25 protein-coding genes and 1 riboswitch are annotated in these 22,071 nt (G+C 35.1%); of the genes, 21 read left to right on the top strand and 4 right to left on the bottom strand.

The window, feature by feature from the left end; genetic code table 11:
- Positions 1-228 precede the first annotated feature (228 nt).
- From resD to DN410_RS00905, 4 genes are all read left to right on the top strand, one after another.
- On the top strand, positions 229-945 hold the full coding sequence (resD, locus tag DN410_RS00920) for a DNA-binding response regulator ResD (RefSeq protein WP_002017976.1): 717 nt from the start codon (positions 229-231) through the stop codon (positions 943-945).
- Entirely contained in the window at positions 945-2,720 is a 1,776-nt protein-coding gene (resE, locus tag DN410_RS00915) for a sensor histidine kinase ResE (RefSeq protein ID WP_149174943.1), read from the top strand. The genes resD and resE overlap by 1 nt, the downstream gene beginning before the upstream one ends.
- 137 nt (positions 2,721-2,857) lie before the next feature.
- On the top strand, positions 2,858-3,439 hold the full coding sequence (locus tag DN410_RS00910; RefSeq protein ID WP_149174942.1) for a cob(I)yrinic acid a,c-diamide adenosyltransferase: 582 nt from the start codon (positions 2,858-2,860) through the stop codon (positions 3,437-3,439).
- An 84-nt stretch (positions 3,440-3,523) separates the two neighbouring features.
- Positions 3,524-4,138: a peptidoglycan DD-metalloendopeptidase family protein gene (locus tag DN410_RS00905; protein WP_149174941.1), complete on the top strand. Its 615-nt coding sequence runs from the start codon at positions 3,524-3,526 to the stop codon at positions 4,136-4,138.
- Between the two features lie 178 nt (positions 4,139-4,316).
- Here DN410_RS00905 and DN410_RS00900 read toward each other — a convergent pair whose 3' ends face one another.
- Positions 4,317-5,003 (bottom strand): hypothetical protein, encoded by a 687-nt coding sequence (locus DN410_RS00900; RefSeq protein ID WP_149174940.1) that lies wholly within the window; start codon positions 5,001-5,003, stop codon positions 4,317-4,319.
- Positions 5,004-5,251: 248 nt separating this feature from the next.
- A riboswitch (FMN riboswitch) is annotated at positions 5,252-5,391 on the top strand.
- Between the two features lie 162 nt (positions 5,392-5,553).
- On the opposite strand from DN410_RS00900, the gene DN410_RS00895 reads away from it, so the two are divergent.
- Complete coding sequence (locus tag DN410_RS00895; protein WP_000810847.1) at positions 5,554-6,132, top strand: ECF transporter S component; 579 nt, start codon at positions 5,554-5,556, stop codon at positions 6,130-6,132.
- A gap of 184 nt (positions 6,133-6,316) precedes the next feature.
- Here DN410_RS00895 and DN410_RS00890 read toward each other — a convergent pair whose 3' ends face one another.
- Positions 6,317-6,565: a ferredoxin gene (locus DN410_RS00890; RefSeq protein WP_001151996.1), complete on the bottom strand. Its 249-nt coding sequence runs from the start codon at positions 6,563-6,565 to the stop codon at positions 6,317-6,319.
- Positions 6,566-6,863: 298 nt separating this feature from the next.
- On the opposite strand from DN410_RS00890, the gene DN410_RS00885 reads away from it, so the two are divergent.
- The 12 genes from DN410_RS00885 (at position 6,864) to DN410_RS00830 (ending at position 16,855) form a co-directional block, all read left to right on the top strand.
- A complete protein-coding gene (locus tag DN410_RS00885) occupies positions 6,864-7,925 on the top strand; it encodes a YpbB family protein (RefSeq protein WP_149174939.1) in 1,062 nt (353 codons plus the stop codon).
- Complete coding sequence (locus DN410_RS00880; protein ID WP_149174938.1) at positions 7,915-9,444, top strand: RecQ family ATP-dependent DNA helicase; 1,530 nt, start codon at positions 7,915-7,917, stop codon at positions 9,442-9,444. The genes DN410_RS00885 and DN410_RS00880 overlap by 11 nt, the downstream gene beginning before the upstream one ends.
- Entirely contained in the window at positions 9,444-10,007 is a 564-nt protein-coding gene (locus DN410_RS00875) for a CPBP family intramembrane glutamic endopeptidase (RefSeq protein ID WP_149174937.1), read from the top strand. Before DN410_RS00880 ends, DN410_RS00875 begins: the two co-directional genes overlap by 1 nt.
- A gap of 22 nt (positions 10,008-10,029) precedes the next feature.
- Positions 10,030-10,509: a LysM peptidoglycan-binding domain-containing protein gene (locus tag DN410_RS00870; protein WP_001231539.1), complete on the top strand. Its 480-nt coding sequence runs from the start codon at positions 10,030-10,032 to the stop codon at positions 10,507-10,509.
- Between the two features lie 68 nt (positions 10,510-10,577).
- Positions 10,578-11,354: a metallophosphoesterase gene (locus DN410_RS00865; RefSeq protein ID WP_149174936.1), complete on the top strand. Its 777-nt coding sequence runs from the start codon at positions 10,578-10,580 to the stop codon at positions 11,352-11,354.
- Positions 11,354-12,229: a MerR family transcriptional regulator gene (locus DN410_RS00860; protein ID WP_149174935.1), complete on the top strand. Its 876-nt coding sequence runs from the start codon at positions 11,354-11,356 to the stop codon at positions 12,227-12,229. The genes DN410_RS00865 and DN410_RS00860 overlap by 1 nt, the downstream gene beginning before the upstream one ends.
- Positions 12,230-12,306: 77 nt before the next feature.
- Positions 12,307-12,915 (top strand): genetic competence negative regulator, encoded by a 609-nt coding sequence (locus DN410_RS00855; protein ID WP_001235403.1) that lies wholly within the window; start codon positions 12,307-12,309, stop codon positions 12,913-12,915.
- 336 nt (positions 12,916-13,251) lie between these two features.
- Entirely contained in the window at positions 13,252-14,538 is a 1,287-nt protein-coding gene (gene gudB / locus DN410_RS00850) for an NAD-specific glutamate dehydrogenase (RefSeq protein WP_000225174.1), read from the top strand.
- 79 nt (positions 14,539-14,617) lie between these two features.
- A complete protein-coding gene (locus DN410_RS00845; RefSeq protein WP_149174934.1) occupies positions 14,618-14,827 on the top strand; it encodes a hypothetical protein in 210 nt (69 codons plus the stop codon).
- 92 nt (positions 14,828-14,919) lie between these two features.
- Positions 14,920-15,156, top strand: a complete 237-nt coding sequence (locus DN410_RS00840; RefSeq protein WP_001983018.1) for a DUF3961 domain-containing protein — start codon at positions 14,920-14,922, stop codon at positions 15,154-15,156.
- A 79-nt stretch (positions 15,157-15,235) separates the two neighbouring features.
- A complete protein-coding gene (locus tag DN410_RS00835; protein WP_001240643.1) occupies positions 15,236-15,766 on the top strand; it encodes a peptidoglycan recognition protein family protein in 531 nt (176 codons plus the stop codon).
- Between the two features lie 108 nt (positions 15,767-15,874).
- Positions 15,875-16,855, top strand: coding sequence for a YpdA family putative bacillithiol disulfide reductase (locus tag DN410_RS00830; RefSeq protein ID WP_149174933.1), 981 nt, complete (start codon positions 15,875-15,877; stop codon positions 16,853-16,855).
- Between the two features lie 32 nt (positions 16,856-16,887).
- Here DN410_RS00830 and ansA read toward each other — a convergent pair whose 3' ends face one another.
- On the bottom strand, positions 16,888-17,862 hold the full coding sequence (ansA, locus tag DN410_RS00825) for an asparaginase (protein ID WP_149174932.1): 975 nt from the start codon (positions 17,860-17,862) through the stop codon (positions 16,888-16,890).
- A gap of 178 nt (positions 17,863-18,040) precedes the next feature.
- On the opposite strand from ansA, the gene DN410_RS27755 reads away from it, so the two are divergent.
- From DN410_RS27755 to DN410_RS00810, 4 genes are all read left to right on the top strand, one after another.
- Positions 18,041-18,214 carry a YpfB family protein gene (locus tag DN410_RS27755; protein WP_179958556.1) on the top strand — a complete coding sequence of 58 codons (174 nt, stop codon included), beginning with the start codon at positions 18,041-18,043 and terminating at the stop codon, positions 18,212-18,214.
- Between the two features lie 130 nt (positions 18,215-18,344).
- On the top strand, positions 18,345-19,022 hold the full coding sequence (gene cmk / locus DN410_RS00820; protein ID WP_149174931.1) for a (d)CMP kinase: 678 nt from the start codon (positions 18,345-18,347) through the stop codon (positions 19,020-19,022).
- Positions 19,023-19,355: 333 nt separating this feature from the next.
- Entirely contained in the window at positions 19,356-20,504 is a 1,149-nt protein-coding gene (gene rpsA, locus DN410_RS00815; RefSeq protein WP_149174930.1) for a 30S ribosomal protein S1, read from the top strand.
- A gap of 12 nt (positions 20,505-20,516) precedes the next feature.
- Positions 20,517-21,566 (top strand): type 2 isopentenyl-diphosphate Delta-isomerase, encoded by a 1,050-nt coding sequence (locus DN410_RS00810; RefSeq protein ID WP_149174929.1) that lies wholly within the window; start codon positions 20,517-20,519, stop codon positions 21,564-21,566.
- Positions 21,567-21,881: 315 nt separating this feature from the next.
- Here DN410_RS00810 and DN410_RS00805 read toward each other — a convergent pair whose 3' ends face one another.
- On the bottom strand, positions 21,882-22,016 hold the full coding sequence (locus tag DN410_RS00805) for a YpzI family protein (protein WP_000513898.1): 135 nt from the start codon (positions 22,014-22,016) through the stop codon (positions 21,882-21,884).
- Positions 22,017-22,071 lie beyond the last annotated feature (55 nt).

Here is a 22,071-nt window from a genome sequence, read left to right as displayed (position 1 = left end):
ATGACAAAGTAGCGGTTGATTTTGTAAAATGATGTCGAGGACATTATATACCGTTCAAAAAAAATACATAGTTTTGGAAAAAAATTGAACAAACTTTATTATTCTTGTGAAGCATAATATGGGAAGTGAAACATTTAGAAGATTGCTTAAATAAACGAGAATAGCGCAACATAATAGTGTAGAAGGGTAGGTGTGAACCGTTGTGGTAAAAGTACGCAACGGGTAAAAATGGAAAATGAATCAAGAATTTTAATTGTAGACGATGAGGATCGTATTCGTCGTTTGTTGAAAATGTATTTAGAGAGAGAACAATACACAATTGATGAAGCAGACAATGGTGATACAGCTTTAGAAATGGCACTGCAAAATGATTATGATTTAATCCTATTAGATCTTATGATGCCTGGTAAAGATGGTATTGAAGTGTGCAAAGGGGTTCGTGAGAAGAAAGCGACGCCGATTATTATGTTGACAGCAAAGGGTGAAGAAGTAAATCGGGTACAAGGGTTTGAGGTAGGAACTGATGATTATATTGTGAAACCATTTAGCCCACGTGAAGTAGTGCTTCGAGTGAAAGCGGTCTTACGCCGTTCTGTACCGACAACATTCTTTACACAAGATACAACGACAAAAGATGTTACTGTGTTTCCTCATTTAACAATTGATAATGATGCACACCGTGTAACAGCAGATGGTAATGAGGTGAACTTAACACCGAAAGAGTACGAATTACTATTATTCTTAGCGAAAGCGCCTGATAAAGTATTCGATCGTGAGCAATTGTTAAAAGAAGTATGGCAATATGAATTCTTCGGAGATTTACGTACAGTTGATACGCATGTAAAGCGTTTACGTGAGAAATTAAGCAAAAAATCACCAGATGCTGCGAAGATGATTGTTACCGTTTGGGGCGTAGGTTACAAGTTTGAGGTTGTGAACGACTGATGCTTTGGAGAAGTGTAGTAGGGAAGTTATGGATGACCATATTACTTCTCGTTTCGTTTGTGCTTGGATTTGTTGCGATTTTACTTTCACAGTTTTTTAGAACATATTATGTTGATATGAGTGAAGCTAGGCTTCAAAAAGTCGCAACAAGTGTTTCAGAGTTAATTGAAGAAGGTGCCGATGTAAAAACGATTGAGAATATCGCGTACAAATTCTCTGATCCACTTTCAAGGATCATTATTGTAGAAGATGGTAAAGAAATATCTTCTTCGCCGAAACAAGAAGGGCTAGTCACTCTTACAATGGATGATTTGAAAGAAGATAAAGAATTAGCGGCTGTTTTTACAGACAAAAAAGAAATTAAGAATAACATTAGAAAAGCTTCTAATAGTAGAAAGAATAAAAACACCGAAAATGATATTATGATTGTCGGAAAACCAGTACATTCAAAAAATCAAAGTGCAGTGTTCGTATACGAATCTTTACAAGTACCTATACAAGGTATGGAGAGAACGACTGATTTTATATTCTTATCAGCAGGGATTGCGATTATATTAACAACGTTCTTTGCATTCTTCCTATCTACTCGAATTACAGCACCACTTCGTAAAATGCGTGAGGTTGCTTTTGAGGTGGCGCGTGGGAAGTTTGATGCGAAAGCTCCTATGGTATCTCAGGACGAGATTGGTGAGCTTGCAACGGCCTTAAATCAAATGGGAAAACAGTTGAAGTTTAATATGAATGCCCTGCAGCAAGAGAAAGAACAGTTAGCTAGTATTTTAAGTAGTATGGCAGATGGGGTTATTACATTAAATCAAGAGGGTGAAGTCGTTGTAATCAATCCGCCGGCTGAACATTTCTTACAAGTTTGGCAAGAGGAAAAAGAGATAGAGCTAAGTAAAAAGCTACCTTCTGAACTTGTGGAGCTATTCCATCTCGTTGTAGAAAGTGAACAACAACAAGTGGTTGAAATTAATTTACAAAAAGGTAACTACGTAGTTCTTATGACGCCGCTTTACAACCAAACGAAAATCCGCGGGGCTGTAGCTGTATTGCGTGATATGACAGAAGAACGCCGTCTTGAGAAGATGCGTCAAGACTTTATTGCGAACGTATCACATGAACTTCGTACACCGATGGTAATGCTTCAAGGGTATAGTGAAGCAATTTTAGATGATATTGTACAAACGAAAGAAGAAATTAATGAATTTGTTCAAATCATTTATGATGAATCTGTTCGTTTAGGTAAACTTGTAAATGAATTATTAGATTTAGCGCGTATGGAAAGTGGTAATGTAGAGTTACATATAGGTGAAGTTGATATTCATCCTTTCGTTGAAAAAATAGGTCGTAAATTCCAAGGGATTGCAAAGGATAAAGAAGTCGCATTAACGGTTGATTTCAAAAATCCAATTGAGCAATACCCGTTTGATGCAGATCGTATGGAACAAGTATTGACGAATTTAATTGATAACGCAATTCGTCATACGAATGCAGGCGGACATGTAACGCTTGTAATTGATACGAAAAATAATGGTCTTATTTTTGAAGTGCAAGACTCAGGTGCTGGTATTCCAGAAGAAGATATTCCATTTTTATTTGATCGTTTCTATAAAGCTGATAAAGCAAGGACACGTGGGAAAAAAGGTGGAACAGGACTCGGACTTGCGATTGCAAAAAATATTGTGCAAGGCCATGATGGGAAAATTGCTGTTTCAAGTGTTGTTGGAGAAGGAACTACATTCTCTGTATATTTACCGAATCGTATAATTTAGATATGCGTTTTTAAAGTTGATAATGAATAAAGTTCTACTGTTTTTTATTTTTTTGTAAAATCAATTAAATAAATAATAGTAGAACTTTTTTTCTATCGTAGTCGAAGAAAGAAAAATAAAAGAGGTGTCGTGAAGCGATGAAATTATACACAAAAACAGGAGATAAAGGGACAACAAGTGTAATAGGCGGCAGAGTGGATAAAGATGATATTCGAGTTGAAGCATATGGCACGATAGATGAGGCGAATTCTCATATTGGATATGCGATGACTAAGCTACAAGGCGAGTCTTTTGGAGATATTTACAATGAACTTGAAAATATTCAACATGAACTATTTGATTGCGGGGGAGACTTGGCGATAGTAGCGGGGAAAATTCCTTATAAAGTAAAAATCGAAATGGTAGAAAGCTTAGAAAAAAAGATTGATTCGTATATAGAAGAAGCACCGCCGCTAGAGCGCTTTATTTTACCAGGTGGAAGTGAGTCGGCAGCTGCTATTCATATTGCACGTACAGTTGTAAGGCGGGCAGAACGATGTATAGTGTCCTTACAAAAAGAAGGGGAAATAAATGAAGTTGTTTTAAAGTATGTAAATAGATTATCTGATTATTTGTTTGCAGTAGCTAGAGTAATAAACGCTCGATTACAAGTAAAAGATGTGGAGTATAACCGCAGTGCATTAGTTTTTCGTGATAAGAAAGAGAAGGAAGTGGAGTAATTCACTTTCTTTTTTTGTATACTTTTTTCTGTAATATACCAAAATAGAGAAGGTATGGCGGTGATTAGAAAACGGAGGATGTATATGAAAGTGTTAAAATGTGGCGTCTTGTTATTGACTGTATTGTATTTATCTCAATTACATGTTTACGCAGAAGAAAATCGATGGACATGGCCTGTTGAAGGTCAGATAAGTGATTATTTTGGGACAAGAAATGGAAAACATTATGGTATTGATATAGCTGCACCGATCGGAGCGCCTGTGGCAGCCATTCAAGATGGGAAGGTTACAAAGTCTTATTATTCAAGTAGTTACGGGAATGTTGTATTTATTAAACATGGAGAATATGAGGCTGTTTATGCACATTTAAATAAGAGATATGTAGTTCAAGGGGATCATATTTCAAAGGGAGCAATAGTTGGAGAAGTAGGGAATACAGGAGAATCACGAGGTGCGCACTTACATTTAGAAGTTCATCAAGGAAGATGGACGATGGCGAAAAAGAATGCGATGAATCCATTGTTTGTTTTAAATGAACAAAGAAATGAAGTCGTTTCTTCATCATTATACATCGTGCAAAAAGGAGATACTTTAGTCGGTATTGCGCGGAAATTTAGTATGACAGTTAATGAAATTAAAGAGAAAAATGGATTGCATCAAGAGCGGATTTATCCAAATCAACAATTATATGTTAAGTAAAGGAAACGTTCCGAAAGTATAAATTTTTGAATAGATTTATTTTCTTAAGACTGCGATAGGAAATGAAATTGTATCGATGTTTTGAAAAAAGATATCGATTTAGCAATGAACTATTATAATAAGAGTAACTTATTTCTAACAGAAAACCGTCCCAAAATATATTTTGGGACGGCTTCTTTTACCAAAAAATAAAGACACATATAAATCCAGAAATAGCTAAGTAGCTATATAAGTAAAAGACTTTTGTTCTTGTTTTCTCATTTGTCCGAAACAGTACAATAGTCGGTTCAATTAAACCGATTGTCAGACAGAGTAGGCCAAGAAGCATACAACCAATTGAAACAGAGTACAGGGCGATTTGTGGTGCTTGAAATGGAATCATCCATTTTAATAAAAATGCAATAAGTGCAGTGTAGCAAATGCTGCCGATGTATTTATTCAACGGTGTATTAGAACGAAAGCCAGGAAGTTTTTTTAAGAAAGAGCGGGAAACAACTTCTGTTTGTAAAGTTGTATGCTCTTCGATAATCTTTTGAGCTTCTTTTCCTTTTTGGAAAAGGGATAAAATCCAGTTTCGCTCACCTTGAAAAATAAATTGAGACGTTGTCAAATAGTGATCAACTTTCACTTTATTCCAATTCTTCCATGGATGACGTTCGCACAATTTTAATTTACTTTCTGTCTTTTTATCATACTGATAAATACTGATGCCATCTTCATCGAAAGCTGCATAGTATGTCTCACTTGAGAATGTGCCTAAATCGATTGGGCAGCAGAAAAGTAATTCTTTTTTTAAATAAAAGTATTCTTTTCTTAAGTTTTTTTTCATTGCTTCTCGAATAGAGTGTCTCTTATCTTTCTTCATGACATTTCCTCCATAATTCAGAAAATGTTCTTATCTTAACAATTCAACATCTTATCACTTTTAATAATATATGACTAGGGAATTCATAAGAGAAATGCCGAATAATAAAAAATATGGGTTGTATTGTAAAATATTTCGTCATTTTTATGTGGTTATGAAAAATAAATAACTAATTTTTAATAAGTTACAATTTTTTAGTTCACAATGTTATGAGGTTGTTGTATAATGAAGGGGAAAATAGAATATCGGTCTATCTTCGGGGCAGGGTGAAAATCCCGACCGGCGGTGATGAACTATGTATGATTTTGTTCTAAGCCCGCGAGCCGTTAAGGCAGGATTTGGTGTGATTCCAAAGCCGACAGTATAGTCTGGATGGGAGAAGATGGAGGTTCAAGCGTTCAAAAAAGATAGGTATTTGAACGTCTGTTTGATGTGCCTTAAATTCTCCCTTTGTGTAAAACACAAAGGGTTTTTTCGTTCTATGAAAAAGTAGGCATAGCAGAACCTTTCCACTTTCCATGAGATGATCGATGGAAAAGGAGAGAGAAAGATGAAACAAAAAAACAGTGTAGTGCAGATGGTGAGTGTAGCGATGCTAAGTAGTATTGCATATTTACTGATGATGTTGGATTTCCCGTTCCCAGGGCTTCCGCCATTTTTAAAAATTGATTTTAGTGATGTACCGGCTCTAATTGCAGCGATTATCTTCGGACCAATTGCGGGAGTAATTGTAGAGGCAATAAAGAATATTTTACATTACGGGATTCAAGGAAGTTTAACGGGAGTACCAGTTGGAGAAATTGCAAACTTTATTGCAGGATGTTTATTTATTGGACCAGCGGCTTTCTTATTTAGAAAGTATCGTACTGTAAAGAGTTTAACGTCAGGATTAATGCTAGGGACAATTACAATGGCGCTTATCATGAGTGTATTAAACTACATCATCATATTCCCAGCTTACACTTGGTTTTTAAATTCACCAGCTATGTCTAGTGAGGCGATAAGAACAACAGTTGTAACGGCAATCTTACCGTTTAATTTGATTAAAGGAATTGTTGTGACAATTGTATTTGTAGCGTTATTTTCACGCCTGAAAGTATGGGTGTTTGCAAAAATGAAGAATGCATAAAAGATAAATGGGGGGTTCATCCCCCACTGATTATTAGCCCTCACCAATCGGACTGCCCGGCGAATAGCGGGGTAAAATAAAACCATTAGTAGTATGGAACTACTAATGGTTTTTTTATTAAGTATTATGAAACAAAAAATGCCCCTCATTAATATGAGGGGCATTTTTTGAAGTTAATAAAAGACTATTCGAATTTTAAAGCGTCGCCGTCAAATGATTCGTCAGCAACTTTAATTGAGTCAGTTGGACAACCTTCGAATGCATCCATCATATCTTCAAGTAATACATCTGGAATTTCAACGATACCTTGGTTATCGTCTAATGTTACGAATGCAATACCTTCATCATCATAGTCATAAATGTCTGGTGCAGCAGCGCCACAAGCACCACATGCGATACAAGTATCTTTATCAACGATTGTATATTTTGCCATCTTTTTTCCCTCCTGATAATATGTATGTGAAAAGCTCGCCATAAAAATTATAACCTTATTGTAAAACGGTTTTTAAAACTTTTCAACATAAAATTATAATGATAATCCTTATCAATTAGAGTGTCAACTAATTTTTGCATTATGTCATAAGATTTTCAAAATACGTAAATGTTATTTCGTTTGGTACAATAGAATATATACAAGTATATATTGCCCATATGATAAGTTTAATGAGTAACGGTAGATGGTGTGATCATATCAAAAAGTAATTAAGTTAGATTGAAAGGTGGAAGCGGTAATGCAACTACAATATACTGTATTGTATTGTTTAAAACAATTGAATGGTGAAAGGACCGTTTCTTCTATTTATTATTTATTAAAGGGAAAACGTTCTTCGCAAACGTTACAAGATGGAAATATGTTCCGAATTTCTTTTTTGTTTGGAATATATAAATCGTTAAATAGAACTGAATATGATCGTGAAGTTGCAAAGTTGTTGCAAGCAGATCTGATTCAAGAGATACATGAAAATACATATTTGTTAACACCTAAAGGTAAAATGCAGTTACATACATGGGAGGAAGGGTATGCTTTTCCAGCGCATTTACATGGTTTGCACTATGGTGAATTAGGTGAAACATTTTGGAAAAGATTATCTTTAATTATTCAAACTGTATCTAATTTACAACAGAATAATACGAAGTTTATTCCTATTCAACAAGATACAGAAATAATGGTGTGGGTGAAGCGATTTTTAACAGGTATGCCGTATAGGCGAAGTGAATTGGCGAAAAGATTATGGAAAGAAATACATAATCTTTTAGGGAAATGTGATGTGATAGAAGCGACGATTGTAACGTATAGATTAACGGGATATGAACGTATCGGTTGTACATTGCAGCAGTTAGCGGAAATTACGAAACGAGATATTTTCAGGGTGTATTTTTTATTTTGGGGTACAATTCATTTCCTTATACAAGAAGTTCGCGATAAAGAAAATGAATTTCCGTTATTAGCTGAGATTATCTCTTATCCAAATGAGAGAGCTGAATTATTTAGTTTATCAACGAAAAAAACATATAATTTTTGGAGGCAAGGGCGCTCATTAGAAGAAATAGCAACAATTAGAAATTTAAAGGTTGCAACGATAGAAGATCATTTTGTTGAAATTGCTTTGCGAGAAAGAGATTTTTCTATCGAGATGTTTATGGAAAAAGACAAAATAGATAAAGTAACAGAAGTAATTGATACATTACAAACACGTAAGCTGCGTGAGTTGAAACAAGCGGTTGGAGAGGATATCTCTTATTTTGAAGTTCGTCTTGTATTGGCACGGATGGAGGGTATAAATGAAACTTGAGGAATATTTATATAGGTGGTTTGGATATTCTGAATTTCGTCCAGGTCAAAAAGGAGTAATTACAGATTTATTGGAAGGAAAAGATGTTATAGCGATGCTTCCGACCGGAAGAGGGAAGTCTATGTGCTATCAACTTCCAGGGCTCATGCAAGAAGGGACAGTACTTGTTGTATCGCCATTATTATCTTTGATGGAAGATCAGGTTACACAATTAAAATATGTTGTGAAAAACCGAGTGATAGCATTTAATAGTTTTCGGACATTACATGAAAAAAGAGAAGCGATGAAAAGATTAGCTTCCTATAAATTTATTTTTGTTTCACCAGAGATGTTGCAGTCGGAATTGTTAATAAGAGAATTGAAGAAAGTTCATATTTCATTATTTGTTGTGGATGAAGCTCATTGTATTTCGCAATGGGGTTATGATTTTAGACCAGATTATAAAAAACTAAATGTAGTTATTGAAAATATCGGGTCTCCTACGGTGCTAGCATTAACGGCAACAGCGACGAAAGATGTACTCCGAGATATAGCAGAGAGTTTAGATTTAAAGAATGTGACGCAGCATGTATACTCCATTGATCGTCCGAATATTGCAATGGAAGTACAATTTATGGATACGATAGAAGAGAAGAAAGAAGCACTTTTTGATCAGGTGATGTATTTACAAGGTCCAGGGATTGTATATTGTTCAAGTAGAGCGTGGACAGAGCGTTTAACAGAATACTTAAGAGGAAAAGGCGTTACTGGTGTCGCTTTTTATCATGGTGGTATGGAACATGAAGAGCGTATGTTAATTCAACAGCAGTTTATGAATGACCAGTTGCAGCTTGTAATATGTACAAGTGCTTTTGGCATGGGAGTAAATAAAGCGAATACGAGATATATTATTCATTTCCATTATCCGACTAATATAGCTTCTTATTTACAAGAAATCGGAAGAGCTGGAAGAGATGGTGAACCGAGTATAGCTATATTACTATGTAGTCCGTTAGATCACGATTTACCAATTTCAATAATTGAAGATGAATTGCCAAGTAAGTCGCAAATACAATTTTTATTTTCTTTACTACAAGAAAGAATGTTTCAAACGAAAGAATTACCAATAGAAGAGGTAGAGGAAATTTGTTATAATGCAGCAAGATTTAATGAACAATATTGGCGTTTTATCCGCTATCACCTCGAACACCTTGAAATCATACAACAGCGAAAATTAATATTGGAGAGCTTGTCAGATGAAATTATGAATAGAATAATAGCCGAAGTAGAATTAAGGCTACGTAATAAATATAGTGAGTTAGAAAACATGAAATCATGGATACAAGTGAAAGGATGTAGACGTGAATATTTGCTGCAACAGTTCGGTTATAGAAAAGAGCAAGAAATAAAAAATTGCTGTGACTACTGTAGTATTACAAAAACAGATTATAAAAAAAGACAAGCGCAACAATCGGATTTCGACTATAATTGGGAAACAGAGTTACAAAAGCTTTTCGGTCTAGAAAAGATGGAGGAATGATGAACATTCAAAGGCATAATATTGAAGATATGAGTCCAAAGGAAATAAGACTGAACTTGTATATAACACAGTTAATTATTATTGGTATTGGCTGTTTACTAGCATATATATTATTTCAAGATATAAAAGTAGTATATAGTCTTTGGAAATGGGAACCAGTGTCTATACTTATAATAGGTGGCTTGTTAGCGATTGGTATTGTGTTATTAGATTATGTTGCAATGCGAGTATTTCCAGAGTCGTGGTTTGATGATGGGGGTATTAACGATAAAATGTTTCAAGGAATGTCAGTCATGCAATTGCTCGTTATTACGTTCGTGATTGGCTTTGCAGAAGAATTTTTATTTAGAGGCGTAGTGCAGACTCATTTTGGAATTGTAATAGCGAGTTTCGTATTTGCAGTGTTACATATTCGATATATAAAAAAGCCGTTTTTGTTTTGTTTCGTCTGTTTCATTAGTTTTGTCTTTGGGTATGTATTTGAATGGACAGGAAATTTGTTTATAACAATCTTTGCACACTTTCTTGTAGATTTTATAATGGGACTCCAATTAAGAAAATAAATGGAAGGTGGTGGTGAACAACATGAGGAAACGAATTCCTGATTTTGAAGAGGAACTAGAAGTTGAGCGAGTGGAAGAAGATGAAAGTTTACCGCCGCGTAGTGAAATTCATAGAAATAAAGAGAAAAAACAAAAGTTTAAAATGAATCATATTTTCGTCCGAGTTTTAACATTTCTATTTATATTGCTTCCGATTAGTATATTATGGTATACAGATAAATATATTCAGGTGAAAAGTGATAGTAATAATGCTGGGAAAAGTGCATTTGAAGTAATTTTCTTTGATTCAGCTAAATCCGAATCGCCAAAACAGTCTGAAAAAGTGGCAACGCATACGGTGAAAGAGGGAGAAACTTTAGAAAGTATAGCGAGGCAGTATTTTTCAGATGAAAGTGGGATTGAAGTGATTAAAAAATATAATAATTTACAAGAAGATGAAGTAAGTGTAGGGCAAGAATTAAAAATTCCAATAAAAGATAAGTCCGCGGAGCAAGAAAGCTAGTAAAATAAGTGACTTATAGTTTGTTACAAAAAACGAAGATTACCTTTATAAGGAGGAGAGGAAAAAATATGATATGGGTTATATTATTAAGTACTCTCATATGTATTGGTATTCTATTCCTTCTTGTAATGTATAAAGAAGCGATGCGTAATACTGTATTGGAACATACTTTAGTATTTAAAGAATTTCCGAAAAGTTTTCAAAAAGTGAATGTGTTTTTTATTTCTGATATTCATAGAAGAGTCATTTCAAGTTCGATAATTGAACAAGTAAAAGGAAAAGTAGATCTCGTCATTATTGGTGGTGATTTGGCCGAAAAAGGTGTACCCTTATCGAAAATCTCTGCCAATATTCAAAAATTAAGAGAGATAGCTCCTGTATATTTTGTATGGGGAAATAATGATTATGAGATTGAATATCATGAATTAGATGCTTTGTTATTAGAAAATAATGTGAAAGTTTTAGATAATACAAGAGTTGTATTTGAGTCTGAATTAGGAGAGAAGATTTGCTTACTCGGTGTAGATGATGTTGGGTTGAAGCGTGATCGTTTAGATTTAGCGTTGGCAGATTGTAAAGAAGATGGTTTTCGCATACTAATTAGCCATAACCCTGATATAATAAATAAAATGTCTGGAAAAGAACAAATTTCACTTGTGTTAAGTGGACATACGCATGGAGGACAGATTCGATTATTCCCATCTGAAAAGTATTTAAAGGGTGGCGTATATAATCATTCAAATATGACTCTTTTTGTTAGCAATGGGTATGGAACAACATTGGTCCCACTTCGTTTTCGAGCACCTGCTCAAACTCATATTATTACTTTATGCGGAGGGAAATGATGCCAGCTCTAAATGGAAAATATAATATAAAAGCTGTTTCGAATATAATTGGAATTCAGCCGAGTACACTTCGTGCATGGGAAAGACGTTATCATATTATTGCCCCAAAGCGAAATCATGCGGGGCATCGTTTATATACAGAGGAGCATATTCAAACTCTACAATGGTTAATGGAGAAGGTTTCTTCCGGTATGATGATTGGACAAGCAGTTCAATTATTAGAAGGGAATCGTTTGCAGAGTAACGTTCAAAAAGAATTATATTCTGATAAAGAAGTTGTTTTAGTGGACGATTTACTACAAGCTTTGTTAAAATTTGATGAAATTACAACTTCTGCATTATTAAACGAGGCTTTTAGTATATATTCAACAGAAAAAGTTGTAGCAAGTACTATTCTTCAAGTGACAAACAAATTACAAACGTTAAAAAATAATAATGAGATTACAATGGTGCAGTTTCAATATGTAGTATCTTTTTTGCAAACTCGTTTAGGAATGGTATATCATAACGCGTCATCGTTTTCTTCTTTACACAAAGTTATTGTTTTAGAAAATAATATGTTGAAAGGATTTGTCTTCTCAATGTATTTGCGCTTAAAAGGATATGAGGCGATATATATTAGGACATGTTTTGAGGAAGATGGTCTTTTGTCAGCTGTTGAACAAATACAGACAAAGTATTTATTTGTATCTTTTGAAGATGGACGAGAATGTAAACAGGCGATGAATTTTGTTAATTTGTTACAAGAAAAAAGTAGAGACCTTTCTGTTGGACTTATAGGAAAAATAGGTGCTCGAGATCAGTTGAACATTCAAGCGATCCTAATCGGTGATACGAAAAAAGAATGGGATGAATGGTTAAAAGTGTCAGAATAGTTGTTCGAAAAGAACCATCTATTTTCTATTTCATATAATAAAAATTAGATTCATTGGTTACGTAGGGAGGGTATGAGATGAGGCTGGAACGATTAAATTACAATAAGATAAAAATTTTCTTAACATTTGACGATTTATCTGAACGAGGATTAACGAAAGAAGATTTGTGGAGAAATGCACCGAAAGTACAGCAATTATTTCGTGATATGATGCAAGAAGCAAATAAGGAATTAGGATTTGAAGCAGATGGTCCGATTGCAGTGGAAGTATTTTCTCTACAAGCACAAGGAATGGTTGTAATTGTAACGAAAGAAAATCAAGAAATGGATACAGATGATGAGTTCCGTGACGAGTTTATTGAAATGCAAGTCACTCTAGATGAAAGCGAACATATACTATATGAATTTGCTACACTAGACGACGTAATTAACCTGTCGAATCGCTTATATAACCTTGGTGTAACTGGCGGAAAGTTGTATACGTGGGATGGGCGCTTTTATCTTTGGATGGAAGAAGAGGAGCAAATTCAATTACTGAAAGCGGATTTTATAGCCATTTTAGCGGAATACGGTAATCCGTCTACAGCGACCATTTACCGTATAATGGAGTATGGTAAGGAATTGATGGCTTATCAAGCGATTGAACAAATACACAACTATTTCGTGAAGAAAGAAAACCTCAGCTAAAGTAGAATAGCTTGAGGTTTTCTTTTTATTTGGCCAAGGGTAGTAAATCTAAAGTGTTGAAAATATAGCTGATTACAAATGTTTGTTTACGTTTTTCTTCGTCAAATAGATTCATTTGTTTTGTAATGTATTTGATGAAAATGAAAAATATTTAAATATTTAAGTATTTTACTTTTCTAAAAGCAATAAAAGGACTATAATAATAGTGAAAACGCTTGCAACAGAAAATAGTTTGTATATATTTGTTAGCGTTTTCTATTGCATTCCAAATTTAACGGTGTATACTAGGCAATGAAGGTTTACTAAACAAGTGAAATTACAGGGGGTTTACTTACTATGGTAGCCGAAAAGGGAACTCAAACAAAAACACAACAACAAAGGGAACAACATTTTGAACTATTGAATTCAACACAAATTGTTATTAGTGAAGCATTAGAAAAATTGGGTTATCCAAACGAAGTGTATGAATTATTAAAAGAACCAATTCGTATGATGACAGTGAAAATACCAGTTCGTATGGATGACGGGACTGTTAAAATATTTACAGGATATCGTGCACAACATAATGATGCTGTTGGTCCAACGAAAGGTGGAATTCGCTTCCATCCGAATGTAACAGAAAATGAAGTGAAAGCACTTTCAATCTGGATGAGTTTAAAATGTGGTATTGTTGATTTACCATATGGCGGAGGTAAGGGCGGAATTATCTGTGACCCACGTGAAATGTCATTCCGTGAGTTAGAAAGATTAAGTCGCGGTTATGTACGAGCAATTAGCCAAATCGTAGGGCCGACGAAAGATATTCCAGCTCCAGACGTATTCACAAACTCTCAAATTATGGCGTGGATGATGGATGAGTATAGCCGTATTGATGAGTTTAATTCACCAGGATTTATTACAGGTAAACCACTTGTATTAGGTGGATCACATGGACGTGAAACAGCAACAGCGAAAGGTGTAACAATTTGTATTCGCGAAGCTGCAAAAAAACGTGGCATTGATATTAAAGGTGCACGCGTTGTTGTTCAAGGGTTCGGTAATGCGGGTAGCTTCTTAGCTAAATTTATGCATGATGCAGGTGCGAAAGTTATTGCAATTTCAGATGCTTACGGTGCATTACATGATCCGAACGGATTAGATATTGATTATTTATTAGACCGTCGTGATAGCTTCGGTACAGTAACAAAACTATTTAATAATACAATTTCAAACAAAGAATTGTTAGAGCTTGATTGCGACATTTTAGTTCCAGCTGCAATTGAGAACCAAATTACAGAAGAAAATGCTAACAATATTAAAGCGAAAATCGTTGTTGAAGCTGCAAATGGCCCAACAACATTAGAAGCAACTAAAATTTTAACGGATCGCGGAATTTTACTTGTTCCAGACGTATTAGCAAGTGCTGGTGGTGTAACAGTATCTTACTTTGAGTGGGTGCAAAATAACCAAGGTTACTACTGGACTGAAGAAGAAGTAGAACAACGTTTAGAAAAAGTAATGGTAAGATCATTTGATTCTATTTATGAAACAGCACAAGTTCGTAAAGTGAACATGCGCTTAGCAGCGTATATGGTTGGTGTTCGTAAAATGGCTGAAGCAAGTCGCTTCAGAGGTTGGGTATAATATTATAACGTGAGAAAACGTGATTCCTTTCGAGGGAATCACGTTTTTTTTGTTGAAGTATTAGAGTGAGGTGTTGCATATGGAAAATGAAATGATTGAACGAGTAGAACAATTAGAAGAAAAGGTTAAGAGGTTAGAGGGAGAACTCGCAAGAACGATGAGAGCCCCAAAAACAAGTATCGTTCGGGTGTTCGGGGAAGGATTACTGTTTTTAATATTTGGTGCGGTTGTAGTAGGGCCGATTATCGCCTTTATAATCTCAATTTTTACTTGGTTTGCTGAAAAATAAAACAAAAATAAAAAGAACGCTTGTTCTACACGAACAAATGTGCTATACTTTCCTTAGATAAACAAAACGGAAATGATTTTAAGGAGAGATAAATGATGAAAATGACAGTAGACCAAAGATTTATGATGCCAGCAGATGTTGTAGAACGAGTGGAAGTATTACGAAACAAACAAAGTAAGCGCGGCACATTATTACAATCAGTAAATAAATTTTTCGGCTTAGATACGAAAGAAGATTGTGTTTGGTTTTACGGTTTTTATGGAGTTGCTGTAAGTATTTTATTATTTATGGTATTCACATCAAATATTTTCGATTTTCTCTTCGCGTAAGAAATATGCGATAAGGACATTGCTACCGAATACATATATAAGGAAGTAAGGTAATCTTCTGAAGCGGGAGTTGGTAGTAATGGCGATGTTTCCTATAGAGCGTAACTATATTGGATATGGAAGTTCACGACCGGGAATTCCTCTTTCTAAAGTAAGGTTTATTGTAAGTCATGATACGGGGAATCCTGGTAGCAATGCGATAGGGAATCGGGATTATTTTAATGAGATACAACCGAAAGCCTCGGCACATACATTTATAGATGACAAAACAATATTAGAAATTATTCCTATAAATGAAGTTGCCTATCATGTTCGATATGGTGTGCCGACAGATAATGACTTATACGGTTATGATGCCAATAAGGCTGCCATTGGAGTGGAACTTTGTTATGGCGGTGATGTTAACTTTTGGGAAGCATATACCCGTTTTACGTGGTATCATGCATATTTATGCCAAAATTTCGGCTTGAATCCGAAAAAAGATATCGTATCACATAAAACACTTGATCCAGCAAGAAAGATTGATCCTGAAAATGTATTAGGGAAACAAGGTATTAAATTTCAGCAGTTTTTAGCAGATGTCTATCGGATGTACGTTTCGTTTAGATGACAAATATATGAAAAATGAATACAATAAAGATAGGTGCCTACTGCTGTAAGTAGGTTTTTTCTTGTTTTTATAAATAGTGTATTGGTAGAAGACTAGGAGTGAACCGAGATGCAGAAAGAAACAGCTATCATAATTGGAGGCGGTCCGTGCGGTTTAGCAGCGGCAATTTCGTTGCAAAAGGTAGGGATAAATCCGTTAGTAATTGAAAAAGGAAACATTGTAAATGCCATTTATAATTATCCGACACATCAAACATTTTTCTCCTCTAGTGAAAAATTAGAAATTGGTGAAGTGGCTTTTATTACCGAAAATCGTAAACCATTTCGAAATCAAGCGCTTGCGTATTATCGTGAAGTAGTGAAGCGCAAATCTGTACGAGTGAATGCTTTTGAACGAGTGGAGAACGTTCAAAAAGATGGAGAAGTTTTTAAAGTTGAGACGACAAAACGTGACGGAAGTAAAGAAATATATATAGCGAAATATATTGTTGTAGCGACTGGATATTATGACAATCCAAATTATATGAATGTTCCGGGTGAGGAACTGGAGAAAGTAGCTCACTATTTTAAAGAGGGACATCCTTATTTTGATCGAGATGTAGTAGTTATAGGTGGGAAAAACTCGAGTGTAGATGCCGCGTTAGAACTTGTTAAAGCGGGTGCGCGTGTAACGGTACTATATCGCGGAAGTGAGTATTCACCAAGCATAAAGCCGTGGATTTTGCCGGAGTTTGAGGCATTAGTGCGAAACGGCACAATTCAAATGCATTTCGGTGCTCATGTGAAAGAAATTACTGAACATACATTAACGTATACAGTTGATGGTGAGGCATATACAATCCAAAATGATTTTGTATTTGCGATGACTGGTTACCATCCTGATCATAGCTTCTTAACGAAGATGGGTGTTCGAATTGATGAAGAAACAGGACGTCCGATTTATGCAGAGGATACAATGGAAACGAACGCTGAAAATATTTTCATTGCAGGTGTAATTGCTGCTGGAAATAATGCGAATGAAATATTTATTGAGAACGGTCGATTTCATGGAGATGCGATTGCGCAAACCATTGCATCAAGAGAAGAATAAAAAAATCTGTCGAGAAACCTCGACAGATTTTTTTATTCGTGCATAAACATATTTTGAATTGTTTCATGAGAATTTGTATTCTCTAGTGCGACTAATAATTTAATGCGCGCTTTTTGAGCATTTAAACCGTATGTGAATACAATGCCCATATCTTTTAAGTGTTTGCCTCCGCCTTCATACGAATATACGTCTTGAACGATACCGTTGAAGCAGCGAGAAACTAATACGACAGGAATTCCTTTGTTTATTAATCGTTCTAGACTAGGAAGTGTTCTTGGAGGTAAATTACCTTGTCCAAGTGCTTCAATAACAATTCCATCTACAGGAAGGTTTTCGATTGCTGCTAATAATGTACCATCCATGCCAGCATATGCTTTCAGCACAACTACATTTTTAGATACTTTGTTTACTGTATATGTTTCGTGATGTACTAAAGCGTGATGGAAGACAACCCCGCGTTTTGTTACCATTCCAATTGGTCCATATTGCGGGCTTTGGAATGTCGCGACATTACTTGTATGTGTTTTCGTTACGTTTGTAGCACAGTGAATTTCGTCGTTTAATACGACGAGAACGCCTTTTTCTGCAGCTTCATTACAACTAGCAACTTTTACAGCGGATAAGAAGTTATATAGACCGTCAGCACCTAATTCATTACTAGAACGCATTGCACCTGTAACAACGATTGGAATAGTTGCTTGGACTGTTAAATCTAAGAAATAAGCTGTTTCTTCTAATGTATCAGTACCATGCGTAATGACTACGCCATGAATGTCGTCTTGTTTTGCTCTTTCGTCAATGATGACTTGTAATTGTAGCATTTCACTCGGTGTCATATGAGGAGATGGTAGATGGAACACATCTTCCACGATTAAATCAACATCGCCTTCTAAATCAGGAATGAATTTTAAAAGAGGATTTTTTTCACCTGGTTGTACGACCCCAGTTTCTTTATCTTCCTCCATTGCAATTGTTCCACCTGTGTGTAAAACTAGGATTTTTTTCAATGTTTATACCCCTTTCAAGTAAAAAATACATTTAGAACATAACATGTTTTGAGTAAATTCGACAATGGAAATGTATAAAAGTGTGCTTGGAAAATGACAATAAATATAGGGATTCTCTGCATGTTTTATAAAATGAGGAATGCAATATGTAAATAGAAGGTAGAAAGGAGCGAATGCTTTGAAAAAAGTGGAGAAATTTTTTATTCGTATTTTAATAATACAATTCATTTGTCTTTGTGTTGTGCAATTGTTATTTATACATAAGTCTTCAGTGAAATATTTATCTAAAATTGTTTATTATGAAGGCGTCGTCGCGAAAAATAAAGTAGAAATCTTGCCGGTGAATAGGTAGTTTTCATTTTCTTCTATGGAGGAGTATGCTACAATAATTGAGGATTTAATGACGTGAAGCAAATGAGAAGAAGCAGGGATGAATACCTGCTTTTCGTTTTGTTTTATAAGTGAAAAAATGAGGTGTTACAATGGATAAACGAATTTCAATTGCTATAGATGGTCCAGCTGCAGCTGGGAAAAGTACAGTTGCAAAAGTTGTTGCAAAGAAACTTTCTTACGTTTATATTGATACAGGCGCAATGTACCGTACAATTACATATGCAGCCCTTGAGCGAAAAGTGGACATTGAAAATGAAGAGAAGTTAATGGAAGTTGTAAGGAATGTAAATATTGAATTTCAGCAAGGGGAAAATTCACAACTTGTATTTTTAAATGGACAAGATGTTTCTGAAGTAATTCGTACACCAGAAGTGACGAATCAAGTATCAATTGTAGCGAAGCATCGCCTTGTTCGTGAAGAAATGGTACGTCGTCAACAAGCATTAGCGAAAAAAGGCGGCGTTGTAATGGATGGCCGTGATATTGGTACACATGTAATGCCGGATGCTGAAGTGAAAATCTTTATGCTTGCTTCTGTGGAAGAAAGAGCGGAAAGAAGACATTTAGAAAATATAAATAAAGGTTTCGATTCTAATTTAGAGCAGTTAAAAGAAGAAATTGCTCAGCGTGATAAGTTAGATTCAGAACGCGAAGTTTCTCCTTTAAAAAAGGCTGATGATGCATTGGAATTAGATACAACTTCTTTATCAATTGAAGAAGTTGTCCAAAAAATTATGGGTATTGTTTCAGGAGTATTTGCGAAGTAAAGAAAGGGGGTTATCCTCTTTCTTTTTTGTTTATATAGAAATGTAAAGGATACGTGAATTATGAGTCTCTTTTCTTGACAAATGGGCTGATTTGTAAGAAGTTAGTTAGAGAAGGATAAAACTTTCAGAATATATTCGCTATTATATTTCAAAACATACTTTTTTCAAGATGATTTTGCTGTATACTATTTATATAGGATTAATATATTTTCTTGTGAATGGTATTGAAACAGAGTATGTGATGATAAATTCTTAAACATGCAAATGAAAACTTTTGTTTTCATTTCGTATATACATAAAAATGCTTTGTCAATTCTGTAGGGAGGTATTTCCATGGTAGAGAAAATGAATGAAGAAGTTATGGATTCAAAAGAATTACAAGTTGGTGACGTTGTTACAGGTTCTGTAACGAAAGTTGAAGAGAAGCAAGTGCTTGTAAATGTTGGATACAAAACAGATGGCGTAATTCCGATTAGTGAATTAGCTAACGTTCATATTGAAAAAGCAAGCGATGTAGTAGAATTAGATCAAACACTAGAATTGAAAATTATTAAATTAGAAGAAGATGATCTTGTCTTATCGAAACGTGCAGTTGATGCAGAAAAAGCATGGATAGAATTACAAGAAAAGTTTACTTCTGGTCATGTATTTGATGTTACTGTAAAAGATATCGTGAATGGTGGATTAGTTGTGGACCTTGGCGTTCGTGGTTTTATCCCAGCTTCACTTGTAGAAGTGCATTATGTAGAAGACTTTACTGACTATAAAGGTAAAACATTAGCGGTGAAAATTGTTGAATTAGACCGTGAAAAAAATCGTGTAATCCTTTCGCATAAAGCGGTAGTAGAATTAGAACTAGATTCTAAGAAAAAAGAAGCAATTTCTTCATTAAAAGAAGGGGACGTTGTTGAAGGAACAGTACAACGATTAACGGATTTTGGTGCATTCGTTAACGTTGGTGGTGTGGACGGTTTAGTTCATATTTCACAAATTTCTCACGAGCGTGTAGAACAACCTTCTGAAGTATTAGAGCAAGGTCAAAAAGTAAAGGTAAAGGTGCTATCTGTTGATGCTGATACACAACGTATTTCGTTATCAATTAAAGCAGCTCAGCCAGGCCCTTGGGAAAAAGTTGCGGGTGAAATAAAAGCTGGAGATATTCGTGAGGGAGTAGTAAAACGTCTTGTTACATTCGGTGCATTCGTTGAAATTTTACCTGGTGTAGAAGGACTTGTTCACGTATCTCAAATTGCAAATCGTCACGTGAAAAATCCAAATGAAGTATTGGAAATGGGACAAGAAGTACAAGTAAAGGTACTTGAAGTCCATGTAGCAGAGAAACGAATTTCTTTAAGTATAAAAGAAGCGCTTGAGGAAAATAATGTAACTGAAGATTACAGTCAGTATGAACCAAATGCTGATTCTGCTACTTTCCAATTAAGTGATATTATTGGTGAACAACTGAAAAAATTAAAGAAATAAAGAGGGGTACAAGTGGTAAGGGCAAAACGTAAATTAGATCATATTGAATACGCTCTTTCTACTGGTCAGTCTCGTACGCATGGCTTTCATGATATTGATTTTGTGCATCAAAGCTTGCCAAATTCAAGTTATGATACGATAACATGTGAAACAAAAATCGGCGAACTTTCACTAAGTTCGCCGATTTTTATCAATGCGATGACTGGTGGTGGGGGAGAGCAAACGTTACATATTAATGAACAGTTAGCATATGTAGCGAAACATCATAATCTCGCTATGGCTGTTGGTTCGCAAATGGCAGCATTAAAGGATGAGAATGAAGTAGCTTCGTATAAGATTATTAGAAAAATAAATCCAAATGGTATTTTCTTTGCCAATTTAGGTAGTGAGGCAACTACCGAACAGGCAGATCGTGCCGTTGATATGATTGAAGCGAATGCACTGCAAATTCATTTAAATGTGATACAGGAGTTAACGATGCCAGAAGGAGACCGTGATTTTACTGGTGTACTTCAGCGAATTGAGCAAATTGTTTTAAAGAGCGAAGTTCCGGTCATTGTAAAAGAAGTTGGATTTGGGATGAGCAAGGAAACAATGCAACAGTTAGCGGGTATAGGTGTAACAGCAATTGATATTGGCGGACAAGGTGGTACCAATTTTGCTGCAGTTGAAAATGAAAGAAGACAGCGCATGCTCTCTTATTTTAATAACTGGGGCATACAAACAGCTACCTCGATTATTGAAGCAACCTCTACAAATAATAACCTCTCTTTTATTGCATCTGGGGGCATACAAACAGCGCTAGACGTAGCAAAGGCGATTGCGTTAGGGGCAAATACTACTGCTTTTGCTGGATACTTTTTACGCATTTTAATGCAAGATGGCATCGAGAAGTTAGTGGATGAAATTGATCTTCTACATACAGATTTGAAATTTATTATGACAGCTCTTGGGGCAAAGACGATAGAAGAATTACAATCTGTACCACTTGTTATAAAGGGTGAAACGTATCATTGGTTAATGCAGCGTGGAATTGATACGACGCATTATAGTAGAAGATAAAAAATCAACCAAACGGTTGATTTTTTTGTATTCTATTCGTTTTAGTAATATAAGGTGAGAAATGGAATTGATATTCTATAAAAATGAAATTGTTCCTATGTATAAACATTATCTTGTAAAAGTTGCGCCTGAAAAATGTGGATAGTGTGCTACTAAACGATTGAAGAAGGGTTAATTTTGCCAAGGGAAATGGTCAAGGGTAAAAATAAATTGTAGCAAGATTTGTATGTGAAATGTTATTTCGGTATAAATAGAAATTATGAAAAAAATGTAAAAGACGGTTTCGTACAATATCGAAACCGTCTTTTTGTATGATTAGTGCTGATTCTGCTTTCGAGCTTGCTCAGGTGTATCAAGTCCAGTTGCGCCTGGATATTGTAGTGATTGGTCGCGATCCGATTCAACGCGGCGTGATTCTCTTAGTTTTTTTTCTTGGCGATCTTTACCCATTGTGAATAGCACCTCCTTATTAAAAGTGTTGCTGTTATATGAAAAAACTATGCGT

Source organism: Bacillus sp. SH5-2, from assembly GCF_008368905.1.
Taxonomy (GTDB): domain Bacteria; phylum Bacillota; class Bacilli; order Bacillales; family Bacillaceae_G; genus Bacillus_A; species Bacillus_A luti.
The sequence above is the reverse complement of the archived record's forward strand: the minus strand, read 5'-3'. Positions and strand labels throughout refer to the sequence as shown.